Source organism: Kitasatospora sp. NPDC127111 (assembly GCF_042677465.1).
In the GTDB taxonomy this organism is placed as follows: Bacteria; Actinomycetota; Actinomycetes; order Streptomycetales; family Streptomycetaceae; genus Kitasatospora.
This window is the reverse complement of the sequence record NZ_JBHXTG010000035.1, coordinates 48,118-69,647: the sequence shown is the minus strand read 5'-3', so window position 1 is coordinate 69,647 and position 21,530 is coordinate 48,118. Positions and strand designations below refer to the sequence as shown.

19 protein-coding genes are annotated in these 21,530 nt (G+C 76.2%); 11 read left to right on the top strand and 8 right to left on the bottom strand.

Annotated features, from left to right (window positions below):
- Nucleotides 1–89 precede the first annotated feature (89 nt).
- From ACFVHB_RS21665 to ACFVHB_RS21655, 3 genes are all read left to right on the top strand, one after another.
- Nucleotides 90–3,293, top strand: a complete 3,204-nt coding sequence (locus tag ACFVHB_RS21665) for a type 2 lanthipeptide synthetase LanM family protein (protein ID WP_380324518.1) — start codon at nucleotides 90–92, stop codon at nucleotides 3,291–3,293.
- Between the two features lie 101 nt (nucleotides 3,294–3,394).
- Nucleotides 3,395–3,601 (top strand): hypothetical protein, encoded by a 207-nt coding sequence (locus ACFVHB_RS21660; protein ID WP_380324515.1) that lies wholly within the window; start codon nucleotides 3,395–3,397, stop codon nucleotides 3,599–3,601.
- A gap of 256 nt (nucleotides 3,602–3,857) precedes the next feature.
- Nucleotides 3,858–6,860: an AAA family ATPase gene (locus tag ACFVHB_RS21655; RefSeq protein ID WP_380324512.1), complete on the top strand. Its 3,003-nt coding sequence runs from the start codon at nucleotides 3,858–3,860 to the stop codon at nucleotides 6,858–6,860.
- 8 nt (nucleotides 6,861–6,868) lie between these two features.
- Here the strand turns inward: ACFVHB_RS21655 and ACFVHB_RS21650 are convergent, their stop codons facing one another.
- The gene (locus ACFVHB_RS21650) at nucleotides 6,869–7,753 is read right to left on the bottom strand and encodes a virginiamycin B lyase (RefSeq protein WP_380324509.1); all 885 of its coding nucleotides are present in this window, start codon (nucleotides 7,751–7,753) and stop codon (nucleotides 6,869–6,871) included.
- 107 nt (nucleotides 7,754–7,860) lie between these two features.
- Here ACFVHB_RS21650 and ACFVHB_RS21645 point away from each other — a divergent pair, with 107 nt between their 5' ends.
- Nucleotides 7,861–8,436, top strand: a complete 576-nt coding sequence (locus ACFVHB_RS21645) for a hypothetical protein (RefSeq protein ID WP_380324506.1) — start codon at nucleotides 7,861–7,863, stop codon at nucleotides 8,434–8,436.
- Here ACFVHB_RS21645 and ACFVHB_RS21640 read toward each other — a convergent pair.
- From ACFVHB_RS21640 to ACFVHB_RS21610, 7 genes are all read right to left on the bottom strand, one after another.
- Nucleotides 8,427–9,578: an AI-2E family transporter gene (locus ACFVHB_RS21640; RefSeq protein WP_380324503.1), complete on the bottom strand. Its 1,152-nt coding sequence runs from the start codon at nucleotides 9,576–9,578 to the stop codon at nucleotides 8,427–8,429. The two genes, ACFVHB_RS21645 and ACFVHB_RS21640, sit on opposite strands and share 10 nt — an antisense overlap.
- A gap of 158 nt (nucleotides 9,579–9,736) precedes the next feature.
- Complete coding sequence (locus ACFVHB_RS21635; RefSeq protein ID WP_380324500.1) at nucleotides 9,737–10,168, bottom strand: hypothetical protein; 432 nt, start codon at nucleotides 10,166–10,168, stop codon at nucleotides 9,737–9,739.
- 166 nt (nucleotides 10,169–10,334) lie between these two features.
- Nucleotides 10,335–11,444, bottom strand: coding sequence for a winged helix DNA-binding domain-containing protein (locus ACFVHB_RS21630; RefSeq protein ID WP_380324497.1), 1,110 nt, complete (start codon nucleotides 11,442–11,444; stop codon nucleotides 10,335–10,337).
- Nucleotides 11,441–12,127: a glycerophosphodiester phosphodiesterase gene (locus tag ACFVHB_RS21625; RefSeq protein WP_380324547.1), complete on the bottom strand. Its 687-nt coding sequence runs from the start codon at nucleotides 12,125–12,127 to the stop codon at nucleotides 11,441–11,443. Before ACFVHB_RS21625 ends, ACFVHB_RS21630 begins: the two co-directional genes overlap by 4 nt.
- 187 nt (nucleotides 12,128–12,314) lie before the next feature.
- Complete coding sequence (locus ACFVHB_RS21620) at nucleotides 12,315–12,773, bottom strand: hypothetical protein (RefSeq protein WP_380324494.1); 459 nt, start codon at nucleotides 12,771–12,773, stop codon at nucleotides 12,315–12,317.
- A gap of 101 nt (nucleotides 12,774–12,874) precedes the next feature.
- Complete coding sequence (locus ACFVHB_RS21615) at nucleotides 12,875–13,291, bottom strand: molybdopterin-binding protein (protein WP_380324491.1); 417 nt, start codon at nucleotides 13,289–13,291, stop codon at nucleotides 12,875–12,877.
- Nucleotides 13,292–13,560: 269 nt separating this feature from the next.
- Complete coding sequence (locus ACFVHB_RS21610; protein ID WP_380324488.1) at nucleotides 13,561–14,769, bottom strand: ROK family transcriptional regulator; 1,209 nt, start codon at nucleotides 14,767–14,769, stop codon at nucleotides 13,561–13,563.
- A 170-nt stretch (nucleotides 14,770–14,939) separates the two neighbouring features.
- Between ACFVHB_RS21610 and ACFVHB_RS21605 the strand changes: the two genes are divergently transcribed.
- From ACFVHB_RS21605 to ACFVHB_RS21575, 7 genes are all read left to right on the top strand, one after another.
- Nucleotides 14,940–16,220, top strand: coding sequence for an MFS transporter (locus tag ACFVHB_RS21605; RefSeq protein ID WP_380324485.1), 1,281 nt, complete (start codon nucleotides 14,940–14,942; stop codon nucleotides 16,218–16,220).
- Nucleotides 16,221–16,382: 162 nt separating this feature from the next.
- Entirely contained in the window at nucleotides 16,383–16,904 is a 522-nt protein-coding gene (locus tag ACFVHB_RS21600) for an RICIN domain-containing protein (RefSeq protein WP_380324482.1), read from the top strand.
- A 97-nt stretch (nucleotides 16,905–17,001) separates the two neighbouring features.
- On the top strand, nucleotides 17,002–17,721 hold the full coding sequence (locus ACFVHB_RS21595; RefSeq protein WP_380324479.1) for a TVP38/TMEM64 family protein: 720 nt from the start codon (nucleotides 17,002–17,004) through the stop codon (nucleotides 17,719–17,721).
- 118 nt (nucleotides 17,722–17,839) lie between these two features.
- Nucleotides 17,840–18,379, top strand: a complete 540-nt coding sequence (locus ACFVHB_RS21590) for a DinB family protein (protein WP_380324476.1) — start codon at nucleotides 17,840–17,842, stop codon at nucleotides 18,377–18,379.
- Between the two features lie 268 nt (nucleotides 18,380–18,647).
- Nucleotides 18,648–19,040, top strand: coding sequence for a cell division protein SepF (locus ACFVHB_RS21585; RefSeq protein WP_209414169.1), 393 nt, complete (start codon nucleotides 18,648–18,650; stop codon nucleotides 19,038–19,040).
- A 204-nt stretch (nucleotides 19,041–19,244) separates the two neighbouring features.
- Nucleotides 19,245–19,790 (top strand): TetR/AcrR family transcriptional regulator, encoded by a 546-nt coding sequence (locus tag ACFVHB_RS21580; RefSeq protein WP_380324473.1) that lies wholly within the window; start codon nucleotides 19,245–19,247, stop codon nucleotides 19,788–19,790.
- Nucleotides 19,791–19,865: 75 nt separating this feature from the next.
- Nucleotides 19,866–21,455: an MFS transporter gene (locus ACFVHB_RS21575; protein WP_380324470.1), complete on the top strand. Its 1,590-nt coding sequence runs from the start codon at nucleotides 19,866–19,868 to the stop codon at nucleotides 21,453–21,455.
- The last annotated feature ends 75 nt before the right edge of the window (nucleotides 21,456–21,530 follow it).

Genomic DNA, 21,530 nt, shown 5'->3' with positions numbered 1-21,530 from the left:
GACAAGGATCAGCTCCGAGGGCGGCGACTTCGACGGCAGCGCGGCCCTCTCCCGGCATCGGAGGTGCGGTGGTGGCAGAGGTGAACGCCGTGCGCAGAGCGCGCCTCGACGGGGGCGTCGCACCGGATCAGGGCCCGGTCGCACCGGCCGCCACCCCGACCCCCGCAACACCGCACTCTCCGATGCCCGGCGACCACCCGGCCCGGACCGGCGACCACCCGGTGGCCCACGCCGGCCGGGATGACGCCGACGGTACCGTCCCGGCCCGCGCCGGCGACCACCCGGCGCCGCCGACCGCCGCCCCCGGCCGGGCGACCGCCCGGCCCCGGACGACCCGGCTCCGCCTCAGCACCACCGCCCCCTCGCCCTGGTGGGAACCGGCCCTGACGCCGGGTGCTCCCGGGCCGGCCGGCCGGCCCGAGTGGGCCGCGTTCACCGAGGCCGCCGTCGCCGCCGCCCCCGAGCAGCCGGTCGTCCCGCGCGCCGCCTACCCCGGCCTGACCGGCTTCGGCCTCGTCCTGGCCCCCTTCGCCCAGCACGCCCTGGCCCGCCTGCTCGCCGCCCTCGACGCCGCCGGCCTCACCGACGCGCCGGCGGCCGGCCGCACCCGCCCCGGGCCGGCCGAGCGGCCCGACCCGCGGCTCGACCTGCCCTCCCTGCGGGTCGGCTTCACCGCCCGACTCACCGAGCGGCTGAGCCGGATCGCCGCCCGCACCCTGGTGGTGGAACTGCACACCGCGCGCGCCGCCGGCCGGCTGAGCGGCGGCACCCCGCAGGAACGGTTCCGCTCCTTCCTCGCCCTCGCCGCCCGCCGCGACGGCCTCGCCACCCTGCTGCGCGGCTACCCGGTACTCGCCCGGCTGCTCGCCCAGACCTGCCTGGACACCGCCGACGCCCACGCCGAACTGCTCACCCGTTTCGCCGCCGACCGCCCGCAGCTGGTCACCGACCTGCTGCGCGGCCACGACCCCGGGCCGCTGCTGGCCGTCGACTCCGAGGCCGGCGACCGCCACCGCCGCGGCCGCGCCGTCGCGGTGCTGCACTTCGCGAACGGCACCGCCCTCGTCCACCGCCCCCGGCCGCCCGCCGCGCACCGGCACTTCAACGCGCTGCTCGGCTGGTTCAACACCAAGCCCGACGTGCCCCGGCTGCGCGCGCTCGGGCTGCTGGACCGCGGCGGCTACGGCTGGACCGAGTTCGCCGAGGCCCGCCCCTGCCGCACCCCGTACGAGGTGGAACGGTTCTACCGCCGCGCCGGCGCGCTGCTCGCCCTGCTGCACGTACTGGACGGCACCGACCTGCACTTCGAGAACGTGGTCGCCGCCGGGGAGCATCCCGTCCTGGTGGACGTCGAGACGCTGTTCCACCCGCCCGCCCAGGCCTGCCCGGCGGAGGACCCGGCGGCCCGCGCCCTGGAGGAGTCGGTCCACCGGGTCGGTCTGCTGCCGCAGCTGCTGCTCGGCGACGACGGCGCGGTGGACGTCTCCGGCCTCGGCGGCGGCAGCCGGGCGACGTCCCCGGTGAAGGGCGTGGACTGGGCGGGTGCCGGCACCGACGAGATGCGGCTGGTACGGCGCCCCCGCCCGTTCCGCCAGGCCCGCAACCGTCCCTGGCTGGACGGCGCCCCCGTGGACCCGGCGCCGCACACCGACGCGCTGCTGGCCGGCTTCCGCGCCGGGTACGCCGCGCTCCTCGCCGGCCGCGGTCAACTCACCGGCCCCCGCGGCCTGCTGCGGACCTTCGCCGAGGACGAGGTCAGGGTGGTGCCGCGCGCCACCCGGGTGTACACGCAGCTGCTGGACGAGTCGACCCACCCGGACGTGCTGCGCGACGCCGCCGCCCGCGGCGCGGTGCTGGAGCTGCTGCGCACCGACGCCGTCGCCGACCCGGGCCGGCCCGGGCTCGCCGACCACGAGCTCGCCGACCTCTGGGCCGGCGACGTCCCGCTGTTCACCACCCGCCCCGGCAGCCGCGACCTGTGGACGGCCGGCGGGCGCCGGCTCCCCGGCGAGCTGGCCGAACCCGGGCTGGCCCGCGCCGAGGCCAAACTCGCCGCGCTCGGCGGCGTGGACCGCAAGGACCAGGAGTGGATCATCCGGGCGGCGATGGCGGGCGCCGCCCCCACACCCGCGCACCGCCCCGGCCGCCCGGCACCGGAGAACGTCTGGGCCACCGCACCCGAGCCCGAACGGGTGCTGGCCGCCGCCCGCGGCATCGGCGACCAACTCGTCGCGGCCGCCTACCGGGGGCGCACCCGCACCAACTGGCTCGGCCTGGAACTGCTCGCCGACCGGTACTGGCGGGTCCGGCCGCTCGGCGCCGACCTCGCCGGCGGGTACACCGGCACCGCGCTCTTCCTCGCCCAACTCGCCGCGCTCACCGGCTCCGACCGCTACGCCGAGGCGGCCCGCCGGGCGCTGGCGCCCGTCCCCGGCCTGTTCGACCTGCTCGGCGCCCACCCCGACCACCCGGCCGCCGTCGGCTCGGGCGGGTTCGCCGGGCTCGGCGGCATCGCGTACGCGCTCACCGAGATCGCCCGCACCCTCGACGACCCGCTGATCCGGCAGTGGACCGGGCCCGCGGTGGCACTCACCGCGGCCGCCGCCGAACGCGAGACCGACACCGGCGTGCACAGCGGCACCGCCGGCGGCCTGGCCGCACTGCTCGCCGTGCACGCCGCCACCGGCCGGCCCGACGCCCTGCACGCCGCCGCCCGGTGCGCGGACCGGCTCGCCGCGGAGCCGCCGCCGGCCGGCCCCGGCTTCGCGCACGGTGCCGCGGGCACCGGCTGGGCGCTGCTGCGGTACGCGCGGGCCACCGGCGAGCCGGACGGCGGCCCGCACCGGCGGGCCGGCCTGGCCGCCCTGCACGCCGCCACCGCCGTCCGCGCCCGCGAGCCGTCCTGGTGCCGCGGCCGGCCGGGCATCGCGCTCGCCGTGGCCGACAGCCCGGCCGCCCGCGCCGACCCGGAGCTCGCCGCACGGCTGCAGCGGGCCCTCCGGAACACCGCGCGCGCCGCCCCGCTGCCCGACCACAGCCTGTGCCACGGCGAACTCGGCGTGCTGGAGCTCCTCGGCCACGGCGGGCCGGCGCACGGGCGCACGCCCTGGGTCAGGCGGGCCGGCGCGCTGCTGGCCGCTGTCGACCAGGACGGCCCCCGCTGCGGCACCCCGGAGCACGTGCCGCACCCGGGCCTGCTCACCGGCCTGGCCGGGATCGGGCACGGGCTGCTCCGGCTGGCCTTCCCCGAGCGGGTGCCGCCCGCCCTCCTGCTGCGCCCACCGGCGCTTTGACCGCCCCGCCGTTCACGGTCCGCCCGGACCGGGTACGGTGCGGCGGGCGGGCGTTGCCGCCCGCCCCGGCTCCACCCCGTCACCACCCGCTTCAAGGACGAATGGGAGTACCTGAGCACATGTACGACTCCGACCTGACGCTCGTTCCGGCACCGGCGACCACCCGGCCCGACGAGTCGGCCGACCACCCCGCCGGCGAGATCCGCCTGCGCGCCGGCGGCGGCCTGGGCCTGCGCTCGCACCTGCTCGCCTCCGGCGGTTCCCCGGCACCCTCCTTCGAGTTCCCGACCATGACCGTCCCCGCCTGACCGGCCCGCCACCGCAACACAAACCGCACCACCGCACCACCGCACCACCCACCGACCCGCGGACGACGTGCCCATCCGGACACGGCCGCCCGGGCCGGCCGCCACCGGGGACCGGGCAGCGCCCCGGTGGCGGCCCGGGGTGAACCACCCCCACCTCTTGTGGTCGTACGGTAACCATCCCGTGCTGACACGGCGTGTACTTCGTGGCCGATTCGCCGCTCTACAGATCCCACAGGACGTCAAGTAGCCTGCGGCCATGCGCACCACATCGTCGATCACCGTCGGCCGGGCGGCCGAACTCGGCCTGCTCGGCAGCGCGCTGGCCGCCGCCCGGCAGCGGGCCGGCCGGGCGGTCTTCCTGCTCGGCGAGGCCGGGATCGGCAAGTCCCGGCTCGCCGGCGAGTGCGCCTACCAGGCCTACGAGGCCGGGCTGCCGGTGCTGCGCGGCCGGGGCTCCTCCACGCTGACGGTGACGCCGTTCCGGCCGCTGATCGAGGCGCTGTCCTCGCGCTTCCGGGCCGCCGGGACGCCGACCGACCCCGAACTCGACCCGTACCGCCCGGCACTGGCCCGGCTGGTGCCGGAGTGGCGCGGCGCGGCGGCCGGCGCGGCCGGGTACCCCGAGACGGTGGTGGAGCTGGCCGAGGCCCTGCTGCGGCTGCTCGCCGTCCTCGGCCGCGACCAGGGCTGCGTCCTGCTGCTGGAGGACCTGCACGACACCGACGCGGAGACGGTCGCCGTGCTGGAGTACCTGGTCGACAACCTGGCGGGCCTGCCGGTGCTGCTGGTCGGCACGCTGCGCGCCGAGCCGGGCCCGGCCCTGGACCTGGTCCGGGCCGCCGAGCGCCGACGGGCCGCCGTCGTCGCCGAACTGCGGCCGCTGACCCCGGCCGACGTGCGGGCGATGGCCGCCGCGATCCTGGAGAGCGAGGTCGCCGAGGTGCCCCCGGCCGTCCTGGAGCAGCTCGCCGAGCGCGGCGACGGCTGCCCCTACCTGGTCGAGGAACTGCTCGCCGACATGCTGGCCTCCGACGCGCTGCACCGGACCGACGGCCGCTGGGAGGTGGCCGGCGGTCTCGGCACCGCCGTGCCCAGCACCATCGTCCGCAGCTGGGGCCGGCGGATCGACGAGCTGGACCCTCCGGTGCGCGAACTCCTGGTGACCGCCGCCACCCTGGGCAGCCGGTTCTCGGTCACCACCGTCCAGCTGATCACCGGCTACGACGACCGGACGCTCTTCAGCCACCTGCGCTCCGCCTCCGAGGCGAACGTCATCGTGCCCGACGGCGCCGACCCGGACCGGTACGCGTTCCGGCACACCCTCACCGCCGACGCCGTCACCGCCACCATGGCCCCCGCCGAGCGCGCCGCGGTGGCCCGCCGGGCGGCCCGGGCGATCCTCCGGACCGACCCGGAACTCGGTGAGGAGCGGCGCCAGTTGGTGGCCTCGCTGCTGCTGGCCGGCGGTGACCGGGCGGGTGCGGCGGTGCACTTCGCCGAGGCCGGCCGGCGGATGCTGGAGGCGGGCGCGGCCGGCTCGGCGGTGGTGCTGCTGGAGCGCGCGCACGAGCTGGCCGACGACGCCGGACGGGCGGCCGTCACCGAGCAGCTGCTGCCGGCGCTGGCCGAGTCGGGCCGGCTGGACCGGGCCTTCGAGCTGGTCCGCACGCTCCCGCCGGTGCCCGCCCGGACACCGGCCGGCACCTGCTCCCCCGCCGCCGACCGCCGGGTCGGTCTGCACACCCGGCTCGCCTGGGCGGCGGTGATGGCCGAGCGGACCGCCGACGCCACCGTCCAGCTCGCCGCCGCCCGCGCCCTCACCGGCGCGCACCCGCGCCCGGAGCAGGACGCCGCCCTGGTGGTGGTCGAGGGCCACCTCGCGCTGCTCCCCGGCCACGAGGCACCCCCGCTCCCCGCCCCGGACGCGACCGCCACCGACCCCGCCGACGCCCGGCCCGCGCGCGCCCGCCTCGCCGAGACCGAGCGGCTCGCCCGCCACGCCGCCGAGGTGGCCGAGCGCTCCGGCCTGCCGGTGGTCGCCTGCCAGGCCTGGCAGTTGCTCGCCCTGCTGGCCCGCGAGCGCGGCTTCGACGCCGCCGACGCCTGCCTGGAACGCATGCTGGCGGTCGCCGAGGCGCACTCCCTCCCGGTCTGGCGGGTCGAGGCGATGCTGCGGCTCGGTGCCAACGCCTTCATGCGCACCGGCGACGGCACCCGCCTCGCCCGCGCCCGCGAGGCCGCCGCCGGGCTCGGCGCGATCGTGCTGACCCAGACCCTGGACGGCCTGCTCGCGATGAACGCGGTGCTGCGCGGCGAGTGGCGGACCGCCCGGGAGATCGTCGACCGCTGTCTCGACGCCACCGCCCGGCTGCACAACCTCGCCGCCCACCGCTACCTGCTGCTCGGTTCCGCCACCCTGGCCGCGCACCTCGGCCGGAGCCGCGAGATGGACCGCGAACTGCTCCGGTTCAAGCACGCGGGCGGCGAGGAGTCGTTCCTGATGCCGCTGCGGCACGGCCTCTGCCGGGCCGTCGGCGCGCTGCTCGCCGAGGACCGCACCCGGGCCCGCGCCGAACTGGCCGCCGGGCTCGCCTGGGAGCTCGAACACCCCAGCGTCTTCTACCTGGCCGGCCGGCACGGCCTGCACCCCCTGCTGGAGGTCGCCGACGGCGCCTGGACCCGCGCCGAGTTCGCCGCCGCCACCACCGCCCCCGCCGCCGAACTCGCCTGGAACCGCCAGTTCCTGCTCTTCGCCGAGGCCGTCCTGCTCGGCCGCGAGCACCGCCCGGACGACGCCGCCCGCACCCTCGCCGAGGCCCGGGCGGCGGCCGCCCCCTTCCCGCTCGCCCACCACCTGGGGCTGCGGCTCGCCGCCGAGGCCGCGCTCACCGACGGCTGGGGCGAGCCGGTGGTCTGGCTGCGGGCCGCCGAGGAGTACTTCCACGCCGCCGAGATCCGGCCGGTGGCCGCCGCCTGCCGATCCCTGCTGCGCCGCGCGGGCGCCAGCGTCGCCCAGCACCGCGGCGGCCGCGACGCCGTCCCGGCCCGGCTGCGCACCCGCGGGGTGACCCTGCGCGAGTACGAGGTGTTCCTCCTGCTCCCGGACCGCCCCGGCAACCAGCAGCTGGCCGGGAAGCTCTCCATCTCCCCGCGCACGGTGGAGAAGCACCTGGCCAACCTGCTCACCAAGACCGGCTGCCCGGACCGCGCCGCGCTCTGCGCCCTCGCCGCCGACCTCTGCGCCGAACCCGTCTCCTGAGGCGTGTCTCAGGGGAGCAGCCGGACGATCTCGCCGATCTCCAGTGCCGCGTGGACGGCGCCGTCCGGGCCGACCGCGATGCCGTGCGGCTCGGCACCGGCGACCGGCAGCTCGTACGCCCGGTAGGAGCCGTCCGGGGTGAGGGAGCCGATCCGGTTGCCGGCCCACTCGGTGAACCAGAGCCGTCCCTGCGGCCCGGCGGCGATCGCGTGCGGGCGGGCGGCGCGGTCGGGCAGCGGGTACTCGGTCACCGTGCCGTCGGGGGCGACCCGGGCGACCTGGCCGGCGCCGATCTCGACGCACCACAGCGCGCCGTCGCCGCCCGCGGTGATCCCGACCGGCGCGGCGCCCTCGCCGGGCAGCGGATGCACGGTGACGTCCCCGTCGACGGTGATCCGGCCGACGGCGTGGGCCTGATTGAGGGTGAACCAGAGCGCGCCGTCCGGCCCGGCGGTGATCATCGACGGGTAGGCGCCGGCCACCGGCAGCGGATGCTCCGTCACCTTCCCGTCCACGGTGATCCGGCCGATCCGGCCGGCGTTCAGCTCGGTGAACCAGAGCGCGCCGTCCGGGCCCGCCGCGATCCCGAACGGCCCGGCGTCCCCGGTGGGCAGTGCGAAGGAGCTCTCGCCGCCGTCCGGGTCGATCCGCCCGATCCGGTGGTCCCGCATCCGGGTGAACCAGAGCGCGCCGTCCGGCCCCGCCGTGATCACCGAGGGCCCGCACTCCGGCGCCCCCAGGCCGAACCGCCGCACCGACCCGTCGGCCGCCAGCCGCGCGATCTCCCCGGCGTGCACCAGGGTGCACCAGACCGCCCCGTCCGGCCCGAACGCCAGCCCGTACGGCCCGGCCTGACGGTCCGCCACCCGAAACCGCTCGAACGTCGTGCGCAAGCCCCACCCCTTTCCCTATTGCGACTCCTGTCGCATTAATGATGCTGCCACAGTCCGCCCACGCACGGCAAGCGCGTTGTCGGTGGCACGTCCTAGAGTCCCGCGCCATGGGGATCTACCTGGTGGGCGTGGACACGGACGACTGGCACGAGGAGGAGGCCCTCGGGCCGGTCGCCGACGCGCTCCGCACCGAGCTGGCCCGGCGCGACCTGCCCCCGTACACCTGCCCGGATCCGGCGGAGCACCGCCCGCGGTCCGGCCGGCGCTTCGAGGTGAAGCTGAACCGCCCGATGGACGGCTTCGGCCGGCTCTGCCGGGAGCGGGCCGACGGCACCGAGGAGGCGCTGCTCGGCTGGGACGTGCTGCTGCCGGTCGACCTGGAGGGCCCGCTGGTGCTGCCGGTGCCCTCGGCGTACAACGACCCGACGACGATCGGCAGCGCCCTGCACGCGCTGGCCGCCGCCCGCGGCCTGGCGGAACTGCTGCAGCTCCCCGCCGGGATTCCGCGGCACTGCGACCGCCTCGACCTGAACGCGTGGTTCGCCGGCCCCGCGGCGGCCGAGGCCGCGGCCGTCGCACCGGGCCCCTGGAGCGAGGACCTGGACACCGCCTTCTACGCGGCGGTCCACCTGCGCGCCGCGGAACACGCGCTGCGGCGCGGCTGCCCCGTCAGCTACACCTGACCGGCGCCCCCGGCCGCCTCCGGCTCCCGGCCCTGCCGCCCGCCGCGGCGGGACCCGCCCGGGGCGCCCCGCAGGACGGAGACGACGCCGAGCCCGGCCGCGCAGACCGGCACGGCCAGCAGTGCGCCCAGGATCCCGGCGATGCCGGAGCCCGCGACGACGGCGACCATGATGGTGGCCGGGTGCAGCTCGACGGTACGGCTCTGGATCAGCGGCTGGAGGATGTTCCCCTCGACCAGCTGGACGGCGAGCACCACCCCGAGGGCCCAGAGCGCCGTTCCGAGCCCGCCCTCGGCGAGCGCCACCAGGACGGCGACGGTGCCGGACAGGAACGCCCCGATGAACGGGATGTAGGCGCCCATGAAGACCAGCGCGCCCAGCCCGGGCGCACCGGGGACGCCGAGCGCCAGCAGACCGATGGTGATGAAGAGGGCGTCGATCAGGGCGATCAGGGTGGTGCCGCGCATGAAGCCCGCCATCGCCTCGAACGCCCGGTCCGCGCAGGCGATGACGGTCTCGGCACTGCGGGCCGGCAGGTAGGCGCGGATCGCGTCGCCGGTGCGGTGGCCGTCGCGGAGGAAGAAGAACACCAGGGCGAGCGAGAGCACGGCGCCGGTGAGGAGCTGGGTGGCGAGGCCGAGCCCGAAGAGCACGCTGTCGGTGAGGGTGCTGATCAGCGAGTTGGTCTCACCCCGGGCGTTGTCCAGCGCGTGGCGGATCTTCTCGCCGGACGGCCCGAGCCACTCGGCGAGCCGGCCGCCGGCCTCCTGGAGGGCGTCGGCGATCTGCGGAGCGCTGTGCACCAGCGAGTTGACCAGCAGGGCGATCACCCCACCGCCCGCGGCCACCAGCACCGCGCAGGTGAGCCCGGCGGCCAGGCTGCGGCCGACGCCGCGCCGGACCATCCACGGCATCACGGGGTGGAGCAGCGAGGTGCCGAGCAGCGCCAGGATGACCGGGACGGTCGCGGCGCGCAGCTCGACCAGGGCGAGGACGACCAGCGAGGCAACGGTGATGAGCAGGATGACCGCCACCGACCAGGCGGCGGCCGCCCGGACGGCGGGCGGGAGCATCAGGTACGGCCTGCGGTGGTCCTCCCGGCGCCGGCCCGGAGCACCGCCGGACGGAAGCTCCCCCGGCATGCCCACCTCCGCCCGGCTCGATCGGTCCACGTCGTCCCATCTCAGCAGAGGATCCGACCGATCGCCCGTTGTGCCGGACCGCCCGCGCACCCGGGCCGCCCGCGTGCCCGGGCCGACGGTCGCCGGCCCGGGCACGCGCGTCGCTCAGCGCCGGCCGCTCACTCGTGGAACTCGAACGTCCAGGCCTGCCGCTGGTCGTCGACGTCCAGCGGCCGCAGGGCGGTGCGCGGCGGGAAGATGTCCAGCACGCTGAAGTCGAGGGCCAGTTCGGTCCCGTCCACCGGCCCGCCGGGGACGACGACGTGGAAGGCGTACGGGACCGCCGTCTGGTAGAGCGCCCACTCCCGGGGCTCGCGGGAGCCGACGATCTCGGTGTTCTCCTGCGGCGGGCCGTCGTAGCCGGCGTAGGCCGAGTGCCGGAGGTTGCGCAGCCGGACGTTCCCGTTGTCCAGCGCCTCCAGCTCCCACTCCTGCTCCCCCGGCTCGCCGCCGGGCGGGAGGACCACCACGGGTTCCTTGGCCCCGGACAGCGTGAGCAGCTGCCCGTTCGGCTTGGTGATGGCGTAGACGCCGTTCGGTAGAGGTGCCACGGCGGACTCCACTCGCTCGCGCGGCGCCGCGAGCGGCACCGCAGTTCGATGAATGGCCCGATTCAACCCGCCGCGAATCGACCGCACACGCACGAAACGCGCGGTACCACCCGATCGAGACCCCGTGCCCGCACACCAGCGCGACCGTCGTACGGGCTCGCCAGGGCTAGGACGCCTCCTCGAAGCGGACCGTCCCGCCGCCGCCCGCGAAGGACAGCACCCGCTCCGCCTCGGCCTCCGCCTCGCGCCGGTCGGCCTTCCGCAGTGCCGCGAACGGGCGGATCAGCACCGTGCGCCCGCCGTCCCGGTCCTCCGTGAGTTGCCAGTTCCCGCCCACCAGGCCGTCCACCAGCAGGATGCCGAGCACGATGCCGTTCTGCGTCATCAGCCGCGGCCGGTACTCCTCGGGCAGCACCCGGGTGCGATCGGCGTGCGAGAGGACCAGGTTGTCGAAGGGGGCGACCAGCCGGACCGGCGCCGGCAGGGACGGGTCGGGGCGGGGCGCGTCGGGCAGGTCGTGGAGCAGCCGACCGTGCTCGTCGCGGAAGGTCACCAGGTCGGGGCCGAGCCGCTTCAGCACCGGGCCGAGCCGGCTGAGGCCGCACCACTTCTGCAGGTCGGCGGCGGTGGCCGGGCCGAAGGCGGCGAGGTAGCGCAGCGCCAGGTCGTCGAGCGAGGGCGCCGGGTCGAGCGGGCGGCCGAGCCAGTGCTCGGCGGTGGTGTGCGCGGCGGCGCCGCCCCGGCCCCAGATCCCGCGCGGCGGCACCTGGACCAGCGGCAGCCGGCAGCGGGCGGCCTGGGCCAGGGCGGCCGGGTCGCGGCCCGGGCGGGTGGCCGCGAGCAGTGCGCCGAGCTGCTGGAAGGTGCGCGGCTGTTCCTCCACCAGCTCCCTGGCCTCGGCCGCGACCGCGTCGAGGTCGACGCCGTCCAGCAGCTTGCCGTGGTTGCCGCGGAAGCCCTGGTCGAGGACGGGCTGGACGAGCGGGCGCAGCGTCAGGCAGTCCTCGGCGGTGACCAGGTGGATGGTGCCGCGCTGGAGCGCGATCCGGACGGCCCCGCGCCGCTCGATCAGCTCCGTCAGCTGCTCGGGGGTGAACCCGTCCAGCCGGGCGAGCAGGCCGAGGTAGGGCGGCTGCGGCGCGGCCTGGGCCTGGAGTCCGACGAGGTGGTGGACCATCGCGCCGGCCGTCATGGTGCTGCGGGCGAGCAGGTGCTGACGGGCGAGCAGGGCGCGGCCGAGGGCGCGAGTGGTGAGGACGGCCGGTTCCGCGGTCACCGGCGGCCGTCCAGGACGGAGAGCAGCAGGCCGATCCGGTTGGTGGTGATCGAGTCCACACCGGCCGCGCGGAGCTTGCGCATGGTGCGGCGCAGGTCGGCGGTCCAGGTGGAGACGGCGAGCCCGGCGTCGTGCGCCTCGGCGGTGAACGCGGGGGTGGCGAGCCCGAACGGCGGGTTGAGGTAGCGCGGGCGCAGGTCGTCCAGCAGGGCGCGGACGGGCAGCCGGGGCTGCTTCCAGGTGAGCGCGATCTCGGCGTGGGGGGCGAGCGCGCGGACGGCGAGCATCGCGGTGGCGGGGCCGCAGAAGGCGACCCGGTGCTCGGCGCCGAGGCCGGTGACGGCCTCCCAGGTGGCGGCGGCCGGGTGCGGGTCGTCCAGGTCGATCAGCAGCCGGGCGGCCGGGGTGGCGGCGACGGTCTTGAGCGCCTCGGCGAGGGTGGGGACGGTGAGGCCGCCCTCGCGCAGCTCGGCCAGCTGTTCCGCGGTGACCCGGCGCAGCTCGCGCGGGTCGCCCCAGAGGCGTTCGAGGGTCGCGTCGTGGAGCAGGACGGGCACGCCGTCGCGGGTGAGCCGGACGTCGACCTCGACGGCGTCGGCTCCGGCGGTGAGCGCGGACTCGATCGAGGGCAGGGTGTTCTCGCGGTACCGGTAGGGGTCGCCGCGGTGGGCGACGGCGAGCACCGGGCGGCGGTCGGCGGCCTTCGGTGCGTTCTCGGCGGATGCGTTCTCGGCGGATGCGTTCTCGGCGGATGCGTTCTCGGCGGATGCGTTCACGGGGGCGGCGGTCCTCGGGGCCTTGGTCGGGGCGGCGGTCGGGGTAGTGCTCGGACGGTGCTCGGGGCGGCGGTCGGCGGAGCGGCCGCGGTGGTCAGCGCATCAGCCCCGCGAGCCACGGGGTCAGGTGGAGCCGGGTGACGGCCTCGCGGTAGCCGGGCTCGCCGGGGACGGTGACGATCAGCGTGCACGCGGGCGGGAAGGTCCGCTGCTTGACGTGGACGAGTCCGCTCCACACCGAGTCGAGGAAGGCGGGCACGCTGTCCCGCGGCACGTCGAAGGCGATGCCGTCGACGGTGACCACCGCCCCGTCGTGGACGAAGAGCCGGACGGTGGTCTCGGGCCGGCCGCCGATCTCCAGCAGCGCCTCGTGCGGTACGGCGTCGAACTCGCCGCCACCGCCGCCACCACCGCCGTCGGCGCCGACCAATCCGGCGAAGGTCTGGTCACGGCCGATGTCGTGGCCGGCGCGGACTTCGCGCCCGTGCCGGGCGGCCATCGCCTCGACCGCGAACACGGCGCTCTGGGTGGACGGCAGCGGAGGGTGGGGCATCGGGCGGCGGTCCTCTCGTCGGCGGGTCTCTGCGGTGCGGTTCGGCGCGGTACGTCGCGGCTGGGCGCCGTTCGACGCGGTTCAGCGGCGGTCGACGCGACTCAGCGCCGTTCGATCATCACATTGGTCGACTTGATGACCGCCGTCGCGGGCGCGCCGGGCACCAGGTTGAGTTCCTCGGCCGACTCCCGGCTGATCAGCGACACCACCCGGAACGGCCCGGCCTGGATCTCCACCTGGGCGGCCACGTCACCGAGCACCACGTCGGTGACGATGCCCGGGAACCGGTTGCGGGCGGAGGACGGCCGCCCCTCGGCGTCGGCGTTCTCCGGACGGGCCAGCTCCCGGGCGAAGGCGGCCAGCTGGGCGCCGGGGATGATCCGGTGACCGTGCTCGTCGCGCTCGGCGGCGACCCGGCCGGCGTCCACCCAGCGCCGCATGGTGTCGGCGCTCACGCCGAGCATGGCCGCCGCCTCACCGATCCGGTACGGGTTGACCGGCGCCCCGGACTGGCTCATCTACGACTCCTGACGACGGTTCGGAGGTTCAGTGATGCAGAGGTTCGGTGGTTCGGTGGTTCGGTCACGCCGCGGCCCGGCGGGCGGCGTGACACCGCCCCGGCCCCGCCCGCCATCCTGCCGCACCGGGCACCCGCCCGGCCAAGCGGAGCGGCACCGACGCACACCCGGTCGACGCGGCCGGGGCGCGTCCGGCACCTCGCGCCCGGCAGGATCCGCCGGACGGGCTCCGCGGCCCGCCGACGACGTCCCGCCCGACGGCGTCGGCTCTACGGCTCGCCGAAGAGGTCCCGCCGGACGGCGTCGCCGGCGGTGAGGACGGCGCCGGCGAGCACCGCGCCGCCGCCGGCCGTCCCGGCCCGCACCTCGGTGCGCAGCGGGCTGAGCACGGCGAGCCGCTGCTCGACCCGGCGGGCGAGTTCGGTGCCGCCGGCCCGGCCGATCTCGCCGCCGAGGACGACGCAGCCCGGGTCGAGCACGACGCAGACGGCGGCGGCGCCGACCGCGATCCGTCCGGCCAGCTCGTCCAGGAACGGCCCGCCCGGTCCGCCGTCGGCGAGCGCGCCGAGCGCGGCGCGGACGGCCGCCTCGGCGGCGGGGGCGCCGTCGTCCGCCGCGGCGTCGCCGGGCGGGACGGGCAGTCCGTGGGCGCGGGCCAGCTCGCAGATCGCGGCGCTGCCGACCAGGCTGTGGAAGCCGCCCTCGCAGCCGGTGGCGGTGGGCAGCTGGTCGGTGCCGGGGACGGGCAGGAAGCAGATCTCGCCGGTGCCGCCGGAGGCGCCGCGGCGCAGCCGGCCGTCGATGATCACGGCGGCGCCGACGCTGTGGCCGAGCCAGATCAGGACGAAGGTGTCCTGTCCCTGGGCGGCGCCGACCCGGTACTCGGCCCGGCCGGCCAGGTTGACCTCGTTCTCCAGGATCACGTCGGTCTCGGGCAGCGCGCGCAGGGCGGCGAGCAGTTCGGCGTGCCAGCCGGGTAGGGCACCGGTGCTGTGGAGCCGGCCGGTGGCGGGGTCGACCAGCCCGGGGGCGCCGACGGCGACGGTGTGCAGGCGTTCGACGCCGGCCTGCCGGGCGGTGTCGAGCAGGGCCCGGACGATCCGGGCCGCCGTGCGGTCGTCGCCGCGGCCCTCGACCGCGAGCTCGGCGGTGGCCAGGGTGTGCCCGGCGAGGTCCGCGACGACCAGGCTGACGCCACCGGAGCGGACGTCGACCGCGCCGAGGTGGGCCCGGGAGGCGACCAGTGCGTAGAGCCGGGCGTTCGGGCCGCGCCGCTGTTCGCCGCGCTCGCCGACGACGGCGACCAGGCCGCCGCGCTGGAGGCGTTCCAGCAGGTCGGCGACGGTGGGCCGGGACAGGCCGGTGAGGCCGCGCAGCTCGGTGGCGGTCAGTGGTCCGTGTTCGAGCAGCAGGTTGAGCGCCAGCCGGTCGTTGATCGCCCGGGCGGTGCTCGGCGTGGCCGTACGCGCGGTGGTCATGGGATGTCATCCTTCCAGAGTGTTTCTATCAGGGTCCCTTCCTGATAATTTATCGAACGCAGCGCGGGCGGACGAACGACGCCCCGCTGGGCACCTATCGACAGGAACCACCCACAGGGCACCGTCGCACCGCGGCGGGGGCCGGGAGGGACGACCGGATGGAAGACCGGATGACCGACACACCGACCGCCGGACCACTTCTCGATCCACCGGGCGCCGAGGGCCTGCGGCGGCCCCGCCGGGCCAGAACGTCCATCGCCCTGGTGTTCGCCGTGCACGGCGCCGTCGGCGGCACCTTCGTCACCCGGATCCCCTGGCTCCAGGAGCGCCTCGACCTCTCCCCCGGCCAGCTCGGCCTGGCCCTGGTGATGCCCGCCATCGGCTCCTTCCTCGCGATGCCGCTGGCGGGCCGGTTCGTCCACCGCTACGGCGGGCGGGCGGCGGTGCGCGGACTCCTCACCGTCTGGTGCCTGGCCCTGGTCCTGCCCGCCCTCGCCCCCTCGCTGCCGCTGCTGTGCGCCGCCCTGTTCGGCTACGGCGCGACGGCCGGCATGGCGGACGTGGTGATGAACGCGCAGGGCGTCGAGATCGAGCAGCGGCTCGGCCGCTCGATCATGTCCGGGCTGCACGGCATGTGGAGCGTCGGCGGGCTGCTCGCCTCCGGCGTCGGCATCCTCGCCGCCCACCAGGACCTGGACGCCCGGATCCAGCTGATCGTCACGGCGCTGGTGCTCACCGCCCTCGCCCAGCCGGTCTGCCACGGGCTGCCCGAGCTGAAGGCGGCGGAGGAGGCCGAGGCACCGCCGCGGTTCGCGCTGCCGCCGCGCAGCTCACTGGTGATCGGGCTGGTCGGCTTCTGCGCGGTGTTCGCCGAGGGCGCGTCGATGGACTGGAGCGGCGTCTACCTCAAGGACGTCACCGGCTCCTCGGCCACCCTGGCCGCCGCCTCGTACACGGCGTTCTCGCTCACCATGGCGGTCAGCCGGCTGGCCGGCGACGCGGCGATCCGCCGGCTCGGCGCCGTCCGGGCCACCCGGCTCGGCGGCGCGGTCGCCACCGCCGGGGGCCTGCTGGTGGTGGCCGCCGACAGCCCGGCACTGGCCATCCCCGGCTTCGCGCTGATCGGCATCGGCATCGCGGTGATCGTGCCGCTCGCCTTCGCGGCGGCCGGCCGGCTCGGCACCAACTCCAGCCAGGCCATCGCCGGCGTGGCGACCGTCACCTACACCTCCGGCCTGGTCGCTCCCGCGATCATCGGCGCCCTCGCCCAGGCCACCTCGCTCACCGTCTCCTTCGCTCTGGTCACCGCCCTCGCCTTCGCCCTGGTGCTGAGCGCGGGCGCGCTGCGCATCGCCGGGACCGCACGGGTGCCGGCGGCTCCGACGGGGAACACCGGCGCCGCCGGGCGGGGTGGGCGACCCGCCGAATCCGGTGCTCCACGGGTGCTCTGAATCCTTTTCGGATCCACCTGCAACCCTCCCGGGCCCCGCACGTCCATCAGTTCGAAAGCGACGGAACCGCCCCGGTCACGACGCGCACCACGCGCCGGCCGGAGGACCGACCGGGCGGGCCGGCCGCAACCACCGGAAGAACGCCATTCCCAGGGGGGAACCATGAACAGCACCGTCAAGCACCGCCTCGGCTCGGCCTTCGCCGTCCTGGCCTTCGCCGCGACCGGCGCTCTGGCCGGCACCGCGCCCGCCTCGGCCGCCGACTACACCCCGATCAGCACCGGCTCCGACGTCGAGATCCGGGTCCAGTCCAGCGGCAAGTGCCTGGAGGTCGCCGACTGGCGCACCGACGACGGCGCGCCCGTCCGGCAGTGGAGCTGCACCGGCGGCGAGAACCAGAAGTGGCGCTTCTCCAACGGCTTCGCCGTCAACCTGCACAGCGGCAAGTGCCTGGAGATCCCGGGCCTGAGCACCGCGGCGGGCACCCCGGCCGACCAGTGGACCTGCGACGGCGGCGACAACCAGCGCTGGGGCGCCGTCAACGTCGACGGCGGGAGGCTGGCCGCGATCAACTTCAAGAGCGACCTCGTCCTCGACGTCAGCGGCGGGGGCAGCGGCAACGGCGCCCCGGCCATCCAGTGGTACCCGACCGGCGCCGCCAACCAGCGCCTGTCCTTCCACTGAGGAGCGCTTCCCTGACCGCCCGGCCCGGTCCGCGGCGGGGCCGGCCCCGGTGCGGGCCCGCGTGGGGGTCCGGCGGCCCACCGGTTAGGCTCGGGCGGTGCCCGAAGCCGCATCGCCCACAGCCCAGCAGCCGTCGCCCGCATCGCCGCCGTCCGCCCGGCCGGGGCGTTCGGCGTGGCCGCGGTTCGCCCTGCTGGTGGTGATCCTCGCGGCGGCGGCCGGTTCGCTGCTGCTGTGGAGCCCGGCGGCACTGCTCTCCGGCGGGCTCCCGGCCGGGGTGCCGGGGTACTGGCTGGCGCCCGCGTTCACCCTGGTCTACGCGGTCGGGACGCTCGCCTTCATGCCCCGCCCGGCGCTGAACGCGGCGGCCGGGCTGCTGCTCGGCATCCAGCAGGGCGTGCTGCTGGCCGTCCTGGGCACCACGCTCGGCGCGGCGATGGCCTTCGCGCTCGGCCGGCTGCTCGGGCGCGACGCGCTCCGCCCGTACCTGCGCGGGCGGATGCTGACCTCCCTGGACCGCCGGTTCACCGAGCAGGGGTTCCGCAGCGTGCTGCTGCTGCGACTGCTGCCCGGCCTGCCGTTCCAGGCCGGCAACTACGGCGCGGCCTTCTCCGGCGTGCGGTTCCTGCCGTTCCTCACCGCGACCGCGCTGGGCGTCGTCCCGACCACCGCGGTCTACGTGACGGCGGCGGCCAGCGCGGGCGAACCGGGATCGGCGGCCTTCCTGGTGTCGGCCGGGGGGATCGCCGTGCTCGGCGTGCTGAGCCTCGTCTCGCTCTGGCGGGCCGCGGTCCGGCGGCGCTCGGCCGCCGCCTGAGCGCCCCTGCGCCGCGAAGCGAGCCGCCGGCGCGACGCGCGCGCCGCACCGGAGCGCCCCGCCCTGCCGCACCGCGCCCCCGAGTATTCGGTCGCTTCCGCCGTCCGGCTGCGCCAGGATGGCGGCCATGACGAGCCCTGTGATCACCGACACCGTCCGGACCGATCCCCCGTTCACCGCGGACGAGACGGCCATGCTGACCGCCTGGCTGGACTTCCACCGCGCCACCCTGGCCCGCAAGTGCGAAGGCCTGACCGCCGACCAGCTGCGGCTGCGCTCCGTCCCGCCGTCCTCGCTCTCGCTGCTCGGCCTGGTCCGGCACATGGCCGAGGTGGAGCGCTTCTGGTTCCGCGTCATCCTGCTCGGGGAGGAGACCGGGCCCGCCGGGCTCTACTGGAGCGAGGAGCACCCCGACGGTGACTTCGACCTGGTCGACACCGCCGACGCCGAGGCGGACTTCGCGACCTGGCAGCACCAGATCGAGGCCGCCCGGCAGGCCTGCGCCGGCCTGCCGCTGGACACCGTCGGCAAGCGCGACCGCCGGGGCGAGCCGGTGACGCTGCGCTGGATCCTGGTGCACATGGTCGAGGAGTACGCCCGGCACAACGGACACGCCGATCTGCTGCGGGAGCTGGTGGACGGCTCGACCGGCGAGTGAAATCGTTCCCACATTGTTGACAGAAGGTCAATTAAGGGGTGACCGCGACCGATATGGTCTACGCGCGCAACCGTCCGCCGTTCCGCTGCGTCGCAACAGTTGCCCGGGTTCGCCCGGGTTTCCGGCGCGGCACGACTCGTACGGGGGTCGCGAGCGGGCACGGGACCGGTGATCAGTGCGATACTCGGACAGTTCCGACGAGTGGATGACGTGTCAAAAGGACACGCGCACCGGGGGACCTGTACGGAACGAGGCAGGGAGGCGCGGCATGGGAGCACTTCGCGACGAGCACCACAACGGGTGGCTGATGCCCTCCGGGAACTACCCGGCCGCGGTGTACGACGACGAGTGGATCGAGCAGGAGACGGTGTCGTCCTCCCCCGCTCCCACGAAGATCGTCTCCCTGCGGCCGACGGGCTTCGAGGCGGCCCGCACGGTCGGCGAGCACATCCGGGCCAGCACGCCCGTGGTCATGGACCTCACCGAGATGGAGGAGGCCGAGGCCAAGCGGATGGTCGACTTCGCCTCCGGGCTGATCTTCGGCACCCGCGGCGGCATCGAGCGGATCGCCCGCCGGGTGTTCCTGCTGACGCCGGCCGACGTCGAGGTGATGGTGATCGACCGCCCGCTGGACGACACCGGCTTCTACAACCAGAGCTGACCGCAGCGCACCCGCGACCGGGGACGGCGACCGCCGTCCCCGGTTTTTTGCTGCCCGCGCCCGCCTGCGGCCTCCCTCCGGTGCCCGGTCAGGCCGCCTTTCCGGTACCCACGGGCCGCAGACGACCACGGACGACCACGCCTCATCTGCGGCACGGAAACATAAAATGAGACGCCGATGTCTCATTCGGAGTATGCTCGTCCCATGGCCACCGACCGTGACTCCGTCCTCGAAGCCGCCGTCGGCGTGCTCTCCCGCCGCCCGACCGCCCACCTCGACGAGATCGCCCGCGCCGCCGGCATCAGCCGCGCCACCCTGCACCGGCTCTTCCCGGGCCGCGACGCGCTGATCCGCGAGGTCGGCATGCTCGGACTCCACCGGTTCGGCGCCGCCCTCGACACCGCCGCCATCGAGGAGGGCGACGCCCACACCGCGCTGCGCCGCCTGGTCGACGCGACCGTCCCCGACGCCGCCCTCTGCGCCTTCCTGGCCGGCGAGAACCAGCTCTACGAGGACGACGAGATCAACGACCTCTGGGAGCGGCAGATCGTCCGGCTGCACGCGCTGTTCCTCCGCGGCCAGCAGGAGGGCGTCTTCCGGGTCGAGCTGTCCGCCGCCTGGCTGAGCGAGGCCTTCTTCGACCTGGTGGCCGGCATCGGCTGGGCCATCCAGGACGGCCGGCTCGCCCCGCGCGACGCCGCCTTCTCCCTCGCCGAGCTCTTCCTCGGCGGCGCGCTGCGACGCCCGTAGCACCACCACGTCCCACCCCATCCACAGCAACTCGGACCACAGGCCCCCGGAACCGGGGCCGGAAACCGATACCCCATGAGCAGTACCGTCCACACCAGCCCCCGCCAGCGCTGGACCGGCCTCGCCGTCCTCGTCCTGGCGGTCACCCTGGTCGCCGTCGACGCGACCGTCCTCTCCCTCGCCATACCGTCGATCAGCGAGACGCTGCGCCCCAGCGGCACCCAGCTGCTCTGGATCGGCGACGCGTACTCCTTCGTGCTCGCCGGCCTGCTGGTCAGCATGGGCTCGCTCAGCGACCGGATCGGCCGCAGGCGGCTGCTGCTGAGCGGCGCCACCGCGTTCGGCGCCGCCTCCCTGCTGGCCGCCTACGCCCCGAGCGCCGGCTGGCTGATCCTGGCCCGCGCGCTGCTCGGCGTGGCCGGGGCGACCATCATGCCGTCCACCCTGTCGCTGATCCGCAGCCTGTTCCCGGACGACCGCGAGCGGGCCACCGCGATCGGCATCTGGGGCGCGGCCGCCACCGCCGGCGCCGCCCTCGGCCCGGTGGTCGGCGGGGTGCTGCTGGAGCACTTCTGGTGGGGCTCGGTGTTCCTGCTGAACATCCCGGTCGTGGTGCTGCTGCTCGCCCTCGGCCGCTGGCTGCTCCCCGAGTCCCGCGACCCCGAGCCGGGCCGCTGGGACGTGCTGAGCGTGGCGCTGTCCCTGGCCGGTGTGATCGGCGTGGTCTACGCGATCAAGGAGGCCGCCGCCCACGGCGTGGTCCGCTGGGACGTGCCGGTCGCGGGCGTGCTGGGCGCCGCCGCGCTGACCGTCTTCGTCCGCCGCCAACTGCGCCTGCCCACCCCGCTGCTGGACGTCCGGCTCTTCGCCGACCGGCGGTTCACCGCGGCCGTGCTGGCCTCGCTCACCGCGCTGGTCGGGCTCTCCGGCGTGGTCTTCGTGACCTCGCAGTACCTGCAGCTGGTCCGCGGCTACGAGCCGCTCAAGGCGGGCCTGGCCGAGCTGCCGGCCTTCGCCGGCGCGGTGGTCGGCGGGCTGCTGACCGCCCGGCTGGTGCGGCGCACCGGCGCCCGGGCCGCGCTGACGGCCGGCCTGCTCGCCATGGGCGCCGGCATCGGGCTGATCGGCTGGATCCAGCAGGACACCACCTACCTGGTGCTGGCCGCCGCCTTCCTGATCGTCGGCACCGCCGAGGGCGTGGTCTACACGCTCGGCGCCGACCTGGTGCTGACCGCCGCCCCCGCCGACAAGGCCGGCGCCGCCTCGGCCGTGTCCGAGACCGCGTACGAGCTGGGCACCGCGCTCGGCATCGCCCTGGTCGGCTCGGTGGTCGGCTCGCTGTACGCGGGCGGGCTGGCCGTCCCGGCCGGGACGGACCCGGCCGCGGCCGCCCGGGCCGGCGAGTCGCTGGGCGGCGCGGTCGAGGCCGCCGGCGAACTGCCGCGGCCGCTGGCCGAGCCGCTGCTGGCGAGTGCCCGCGACTCCTTCGTGCACGGCATGAACGTCGCGGCGGTCCTGGCGGGCGTCCTGCTGCTGGCCGCCTCGGTGCTGGCGTGGCGCCTGCTGCGCGGGCTGCCCCGGGGAGCGGCGGACCAGCCGGACCGGCCGGACCAGTCGGACCAGTCGGACCAGCCGAAGCGGCGGCCGCAGCGGGCGAGCGCGTAACGGCGGCCCGCACCGTTCCGCACCCGGTCCCCGCGTCCCGCCCCGGACACGGGGACCGGTGCGTCCGGGGAGCGC

What these genes read in the sequence shown, in the direction of transcription:
- ACFVHB_RS21660 (WP_380324515.1), top strand. Translation starts at nt 3,395, where the DNA reads ATGGGAGTACCTGAGCACATGTACGACTCCGACCTGACGCTCGTTCCG.
- ACFVHB_RS21655 (WP_380324512.1), top strand. Translation starts at nt 3,858, where the DNA reads ATGCGCACCACATCGTCGATCACCGTCGGCCGGGCGGCCGAACTCGGC.
- ACFVHB_RS21645 (WP_380324506.1), top strand. Translation starts at nt 7,861, where the DNA reads ATGGGGATCTACCTGGTGGGCGTGGACACGGACGACTGGCACGAGGAG.
- ACFVHB_RS21640 (WP_380324503.1), bottom strand. Translation starts at nt 9,578, where the DNA reads ATGCCGGGGGAGCTTCCGTCCGGCGGTGCTCCGGGCCGGCGCCGGGAG.
- ACFVHB_RS21620 (WP_380324494.1), bottom strand. Translation starts at nt 12,773, where the DNA reads ATGCCCCACCCTCCGCTGCCGTCCACCCAGAGCGCCGTGTTCGCGGTC.
- ACFVHB_RS21615 (WP_380324491.1), bottom strand. Translation starts at nt 13,291, where the DNA reads ATGAGCCAGTCCGGGGCGCCGGTCAACCCGTACCGGATCGGTGAGGCG.
- ACFVHB_RS21610 (WP_380324488.1), bottom strand. Translation starts at nt 14,769, where the DNA reads ATGACCACCGCGCGTACGGCCACGCCGAGCACCGCCCGGGCGATCAAC.
- ACFVHB_RS21605 (WP_380324485.1), top strand. Translation starts at nt 14,940, where the DNA reads ATGACCGACACACCGACCGCCGGACCACTTCTCGATCCACCGGGCGCC.
- ACFVHB_RS21600 (WP_380324482.1), top strand. Translation starts at nt 16,383, where the DNA reads ATGAACAGCACCGTCAAGCACCGCCTCGGCTCGGCCTTCGCCGTCCTG.
- ACFVHB_RS21590 (WP_380324476.1), top strand. Translation starts at nt 17,840, where the DNA reads ATGGCGGCCATGACGAGCCCTGTGATCACCGACACCGTCCGGACCGAT.
- ACFVHB_RS21585 (WP_209414169.1), top strand. Translation starts at nt 18,648, where the DNA reads ATGGGAGCACTTCGCGACGAGCACCACAACGGGTGGCTGATGCCCTCC.
- ACFVHB_RS21580 (WP_380324473.1), top strand. Translation starts at nt 19,245, where the DNA reads ATGGCCACCGACCGTGACTCCGTCCTCGAAGCCGCCGTCGGCGTGCTC.
- ACFVHB_RS21575 (WP_380324470.1), top strand. Translation starts at nt 19,866, where the DNA reads ATGAGCAGTACCGTCCACACCAGCCCCCGCCAGCGCTGGACCGGCCTC.